The following is a 6,662-nucleotide window of genomic DNA, read 5'->3' as shown; positions in this document are numbered from 1 at the left end:
GCCGAGCCGCAGGCCAGGGCCGTGAACGCCGTGGACGACGTGGACGCCGCCTTCTGGGACGCCGTCGAACGCGAAGACCTCGAAGAGCTCAGCAGCGCCCTCAGCATGGACGAGGCCGGGCCGCTCGGCGCGATCCTCCCGGCGCTGTCGTCGTGGCGACGGCAGCGCAAGGAGCTGACGCGGACCGACGGCTGGCGGTACTCGATCGCCTGGCGGCCCAAGGAGTTCCGCGGCGCCGCGCGTCTCGCCGGGGCGTGGCTGCTCGTCCTCCCGGAAACCACGGGGGAGGCCGAACTCCACCCGGACCAGGAGCGGTTCGGCGCCGCGGTCGCCGCCGCCCTCACACGGGCCGGCGCCACCGTACACACCCTCGTCCTCGGCCTTGGCGACCGGCAGGACCGTGACCTCGTCGCCGGCCGGCTGCGCGCGGCCGCGGAAGCCACCGGGGGAACCGCGGCCGAGGCGTTCACCGGGATCATCTCCCTGCTGGCCCTCGACGAGCGGCCCCACCCGGACCACCCCGACGTACCCGCCGGCCTGGCTGCCACCCTGACGCTGCTGCAGGCAGCAGGGGACGCCGCCCTCGCCGCGCCCCTGTGGTGCCTGACGCGTGAGGCCGTCGCCGTCACCCGCGGGGACCGGCTCGCCGGCGCGCTCCAGGCGCACGTCTGGGGCCTGGGCCGTGCCGCGGCCATGGAGTCGCCCGAGCTGTGGGGCGGCCTGGTCGACCTGCCCGCAGAGGCCGGCGACGCCGCCTTCGACCGCCTGGCCCGCGTCCTGGCCGACGCCGACGACGAGGACCAGGTCGCCGTGCGCGCCTCCGGCGTCCACGTCCGCCGCCTGGAGCCCACCGCCCCCGGCTGGACGGCGTCCCGGCCGGCCGGCCGCGGCACCGTCCTGGTCACCGGCGGCACCGGCGCCCTCGGCCGGCACATCGCCCGCGCGCTCGCCGCCGACGGGACACCCCACCTGCTGCTCGTCAGCCGCAGCGGCCCGGACGCGCCCGGCGCGGCCGGCCTCGCCGCCGAACTCACGGCACTCGGCTCCCAGGTCACCCTCGCGGCCTGCGACGTCTCCGACCGCGACGCGGTCACCCGGCTGCTCGCCGGAATCCCCGCCGAGCACCCGCTGACGTCCGTCGTCCACACCGCCGGAGTCCTGGACGACGGGGTCGCCGACCGTATGACCCCCGACCGGCTCGCCGCCGTACTGCGTACCAAGACCACCGCCGCCCGGATCCTGGACGAGCTGACCCGCCCCCTCGGCCTCACCGAGTTCGTGCTCTTCTCCTCCGTCTCGGGCACGCTCGGCGGCGCCGGCCAGGTCAACTACGCCGCAGCCAACGCCTACCTCAACGTCCTCGCCGAGCAGCGCCGTTCGGCCGGACTGCCCGGCCTCGCCATCGCCTGGGGACCGTGGGCCGACGGCGGGATGGCCGCCGACGGCGGCGTCGTGGAGGAGCGCACCCGGCGCGCCGGCCTGCCCGCCATGGACCCCGCCGACGCCGCCGCGCTCATGCTGCGCGCCCTGGCCTCCGGCGAGACCGTCACGCCCGTCACGGCCGTCGTGGACATCGACTGGCAGCGGTTCGCACCCGGCTTCACCGCCGCCCGGCCCAGCCGCCTCTTCGACGCCGTGCCCGACGCCGCCGCCGTCCTCGGCAGCGTCCGCCGCGCCGCCGCCGAGGACGCGCAGGCCGGGACGGCGATGGCCGAACGCCTCGCAGCGCTCGCCCCCGCCGAACGCGAGGAGGCCGTGCTCACCCTCGTCAGGACCAAGGTGGCCCTCGTCCTCGGCCACGCCACACCGCGCCGGATCGAACCGGAACGCGCCTTCAAGGACCTCGGGTTCGACTCGCTGACCGCCGTCGAACTGCGCAACCAGCTCGCCGCCGCCACCGGGCTGCGGCTGTCGACGACCCTCGTCTTCGACCACCCGAACTCCGCCGACCTCGCGACCCGGCTGCGCACCGAGCTGTGCCCGCAGGACGCGCAAGGCGTCGACGCCGTGCTGGCCGAGTTCGACCGCCTTGAGGCCGCGCTGACCGGCCTCGACCCGCAGGACGACGACGACCGCACCCGCGTCGCCGTCCGCGTCAACGCCCTGCTCGCCAAGTGGGGCGCCGGCCGGCCCGCCGCGGCGCCCCCGGCCGACGACGCGCCCGTCGCCGACCGCCTGCAGGACGCCACCTCCGACGAGGTCTTCGCCTTCATCGACCGTGAACTCGGCATGTCCTGAGCCCACCGGCTCGGCCGCGCACCGAATTCCCCACCACCACCCCCGAGGGGCCAGACGACATGACCGACGACCAGAAGCTGCTCGACTACCTCAAGCGCGTCACCGCCGACCTCCACCAGACGCGCCGCCGTCTGAAGGAGCTGGAGGAGGGCGACCGGGAACCGATCGCCGTCGTCGCGATGGCCTGCCGCTTTCCCGGCGGGGTACGCACACCCGAACAGCTCTGGGACCTGCTCGCGGACGGCCGCGACGCCCTCACCGACTTCCCCGCCGACCGCGGCTGGGACCTCGGCCGCCTCTTCGACGACGACCCCGACCGGCCCGGCACCTCCTACGTGAGCGAGGGCGGCTTCCTCACCGGCGCGGGCGAGTTCGACGCCGACTTCTTCGGCATCTCGCCGCGCGAGGCACTGGCCATGGACCCGCAGCAGAGGCTGCTGCTGGAGACCGGCTGGGAGGCGTTCGAACGCGCCGGACTCGACCCGCGCGCCCTGCGCGGCTCGCGCACCGGCGTCTTCGTCGGCTCCAACGGCCAGGACTACGCCGCCCTGCTCATGGGCGCCGCGCAGGAAGTCGAGGGCTACGGCGGCACCGGCAACGCCGCCAGCGTCATGTCGGGCCGCCTCTCCTACACCCTCGGTCTGGAGGGCCCCGCCGTCACCGTCGACACGGCGTGCTCCTCCTCGCTCGTCGCTCTTCACCTGGCCATGCAGGCGCTGCGCGAGGGGGAATGCTCCCTCGCCCTCGCCGGCGGTGTGACGATCATGTCCACCCCGAACACCTTCATCGAGTTCAGCAAGCAGCGGGGTCTGGCCACCGACGGGCGCTGCAAGGCGTTCGCCGAGGCCGCCGACGGCACCGGATGGGGCGAGGGCGCGGGGCTGCTGCTCGTCGAACGGCTCTCCGACGCCCAGCGGCTCGGCCACCCGGTCCTGGCCGTCGTCCGCGGCTCCGCCGTCAACCAGGACGGCGCCAGCAACGGTCTGACCGCGCCCAACGGCCCCTCCCAGCAGCGCGTCATCCTCCAGGCCCTCGCCTCCGCCGGGCTCTCCCCCGACCAGATCGACGTGGTCGAGGCGCACGGCACCGGCACGTCGCTGGGCGACCCCATCGAGGCGCAGGCGTTGCTGGCCACCTACGGCCAGGGCCGCGCCGACGGGCAGCCGCTGCTGCTCGGCTCGATCAAGTCCAACATCGGCCACACCCAGGCCGCCGCGGGCGTCGCCGGCATCATGAAGGTCGTCCTGGCCATCCGCCACGGCCGCGTCCCGGCCACCCTGCACGTGGACGCCCCCACCTCCCAGGTCGACTGGTCGGCCGGCGCCGTCGCACTCGCCCGCGAGGCGACCGCGTGGCCCGAGACGGGACGACCGCGCCGCGCGGCCGTCTCCTCCTTCGGCGTCAGCGGCACCAACGCCCACACCGTCATCGAACAGGCCCCCGAGCCCGAGGCGGCTCCCCGGCCCGAGCCGGCCCGCACGCTGCCCGCCCTGCTCTGGCCGCTGTCCGCGGGCAGCGCCGCCGCCCTCCGGGGCCAGGCCGCCCGACTGCTCGATGCCCTCACGGCCGACGAGGACGCCGACCTCCTCGGCGTCGCCCACTCCCTGGCCACCACCCGCACCGCCTTCGAGTACCGCGCCGCTGTCACCGGCACCACCCGCGAGGAGCTGCTGCGCTCCCTCACCACCCTCGCCGACGACAACCCGGACGCCGCCCCTCACGGCACCCCCGCCGAGGGCCGCACGGCGTTCCTGTTCTCCGGCCAGGGAAGTCAGCGTGCGGGGATGGGCCGTGAGCTGTACGGGGTGTTCCCGGTGTTCGCGGGCGCGCTGGATGAGGTGTGCGGGCTGTTCGACGCGGAGCTTGAGCGGCCGTTGCGGGAGGTGATGTTCGAGGCGGAGCCGGTGGATCTGGACCGTACCGTCTATACGCAGGCGGGGTTGTTCGCGCTTGAGGTGGCGCTGTTCCGGCTGGTGGAGTCGTGGGGTGTGACTCCTGACGTCCTGGCCGGTCATTCGATCGGTGAGCTGGCCGCCGCCCATGTGGCGGGTGTGCTGTCGCTGGAGGACGCGGTCCGGCTGGTGGCTGCGCGGGGTCGGTTGATGCAGGCGTTGCCGGCTGGTGGCGCGATGCTGGCGGTGCGGGCGCAGGAGTCTGTTGTACGGGAGGCGCTGGCGGGCCGCGGCGATGTGGCGGTGGCGGCGGTCAACGGGCCTGAGGCCGTGGTGGTTTCGGGTGCTGGTGAGGCTGTCGCTGAGCTGGAGGCTGCCTGGCGTTCTGAGGGCCGTAAGGTCAAGCGGCTGACCGTCTCGCACGCCTTCCACTCGCCGCTGATGGACCCGATGCTGGCGGAGTTCCGCGCGGTCGCGGAGTCGCTGACGTACAACGCCCCTCGTATCCCGGTGGTGTCGAACGTCACCGGTGACCTCACCGGCGACCTCACCGACCCCGCGTACTGGGTGCGGCATGTGCGGGAGGCGGTCCGGTTCGCCGACGGGGTACGTGGTCTGCATGCCGAGGGTGTGCACACGTATGTCGAGCTGGGCCCGGATGGTGTGCTGTCCGCCATGGCGCAGGACGTCCTCGCCGACGTGGACGGCGACTTGGCGCTCTTCCCGCTCCTTCGGGCCGACCGTCCGGAGCCGCTGGCGCTGACCGGCGCTCTGGGGCGGCTGTACGTGCGCGGCACCGCCGTCGACTGGGCCGCGTACTACGCCGGCACGGGCGCCCGCCGGGTCGACCTGCCCACGTACGCGTTCGACACCACCCGCTACTGGCCGGCGCCCGGCCCCGGGGTGTTCGCGGACGCGGCCGCCATCGGGCTCAGCGGTGTCGGCCACCCCCTGCTCGGCGCGTCCGTCCAGGTCGCCAACGCCGAGGGCACCCTGCTGACCGGCAGCCTCTCCCTGCGCACCCACCCCTGGATCGCCGACCACGACATCCTCGGCACCGTCCTCCTCCCCGGCACGGCGTTCCTCGAACTCGCCGTGCGCGCCGGGGACGTCGTCGGATACGGGCAGGTGGACGACCTCACCCTGGAGACCCCGCTCGTTCTGCCCGCCGAGGGCGCCGTGCAGATCCAGGTCTGGGTCGGCGCTCCCGACGAGGACCAGCGACGCCCGCTGACCATCCACTCCCGCCCGGCCGACGACGGCGGCAGCGGCTCGTCCGACACACCGTGGACCCGCCACGCCCAGGGCAGTCTGACCGCGGAACCCGCGCCGCCCGCCGCGGACCTCACCGCCTGGCCGCCGCCCGGCGCCACCCCCCTCGACGTCTCCGGCTTCTACGCCGGCTTCGCCGACACCGGGTTCGTCTACGGCCCGAGCTTCCGGGGCCTGCGCGCCGCCTGGCGCGACGGCGACGACGTGTACGCCGAGGTCGCACTCCCCGAAGAGCACACCGCCGACGCCGCCGCCTACGGCATCCACCCCGCCCTGCTGGACGCCGGGCTGCACGCCATCGGCCTGGGCGGCTTCGTCGGCGACGGCTCCGAGGCCGGGCAGCGGCGGAGCCGGCTGCCCTTCGCCTGGTCGGGGGTGTCGCTGCACGCCACCGGTGCGTCCGCGCTCCGGGTGCGGCTGTCGCCCGCCGGGACCGACGCCGTCACCGTACTCGTCACCGACCAGACCGGTGAGCCTGTCGCTCTGGTGGAGTCCCTGGCCGTACGGCAGGTCTCCGCCGAGCAGATCGACCAGGCCCAGGACACACGCCACGACTCCCTGCTGCGCATGGAATGGACGGCCGTAGGTGTCGCCACCGACGTCGCCGCCGACGCAGCGGTCCCGGGGGCTCGCTGGCGGCTCCTGGGCGACGACGTGACCGCCACCGCCCAGGCGCTCGCCGCCGCCGGCCTCGACGTCGTCACCGTCCCGTCGCTCGCCGGTCTCTCCGCGGACAGCCTCACCGGCGACGGGGTCACCGGCGACGGGGTCGCCGCTGACGGGCAGAGCCCCCTCGTCGTGATTGCCGAGGCGGCCGGCGGCTGCGCGGACGCCCTCGTCCTGGTGCGGACTTGGCTCGCCGCCGACGAACTCGCCGACGCCGGGCTGGTCGTCGTCACCCGCCAGGCCGTCGGCGCCGCGCCCGGCGACACCGTCGTCCCGGAGGCCGCTGCCGTCTGGGGCCTGGTCCGCTCCGCCCAGTCCGAGGCCCCCGGCCGCATCGTGCTGCTCGACACCGACGGGACGGACGCCTCCTGGGCGGTGCTGCCCGCCGCGATCGCCACTGGAGAATCCCAACTGGCCCTGCGGGATGGTGCGGTGCTCATCCCGAGGCTGGCCCGCGCGGACTCCGCCGACCGCCTTGTCCCGCCGGCCGGTGCCGCGAGCTGGCGGCTCGACAGCCGTGAGCGCGGCACGCTCGACGCCCTCCAGCTCATGCCCGCGCCGGACGCCGACGCGGAACTCATCGAAGGCCAGGTG

The 6,662-nt window shown here is 75.0% G+C and carries 2 protein-coding genes; both read left to right on the top strand.

Annotated elements, in window-relative coordinates; all coding sequences use genetic code 11:
• Window positions 1-2,238 (top strand): SDR family NAD(P)-dependent oxidoreductase (locus tag K7G61_RS35500; protein WP_225851280.1); only part of this gene is annotated, 2,238 nt, incomplete at its 5' end.
• A 59-nt stretch (window positions 2,239-2,297) separates the two neighbouring features.
• A partial coding sequence (locus K7G61_RS35495) for a type I polyketide synthase (protein ID WP_374204349.1) occupies window positions 2,298-6,662 on the top strand: 4,365 nt, incomplete at its 3' end.

Origin of the sequence: Streptomyces sp. HPF1205 (genome assembly GCF_020400825.1) — a bacterium.
GTDB lineage: Bacteria > Actinomycetota > Actinomycetes > Streptomycetales > Streptomycetaceae > Actinacidiphila.
The sequence above is the reverse complement of the archived record's forward strand: the minus strand, read 5'-3'. Positions and strand labels throughout refer to the sequence as shown.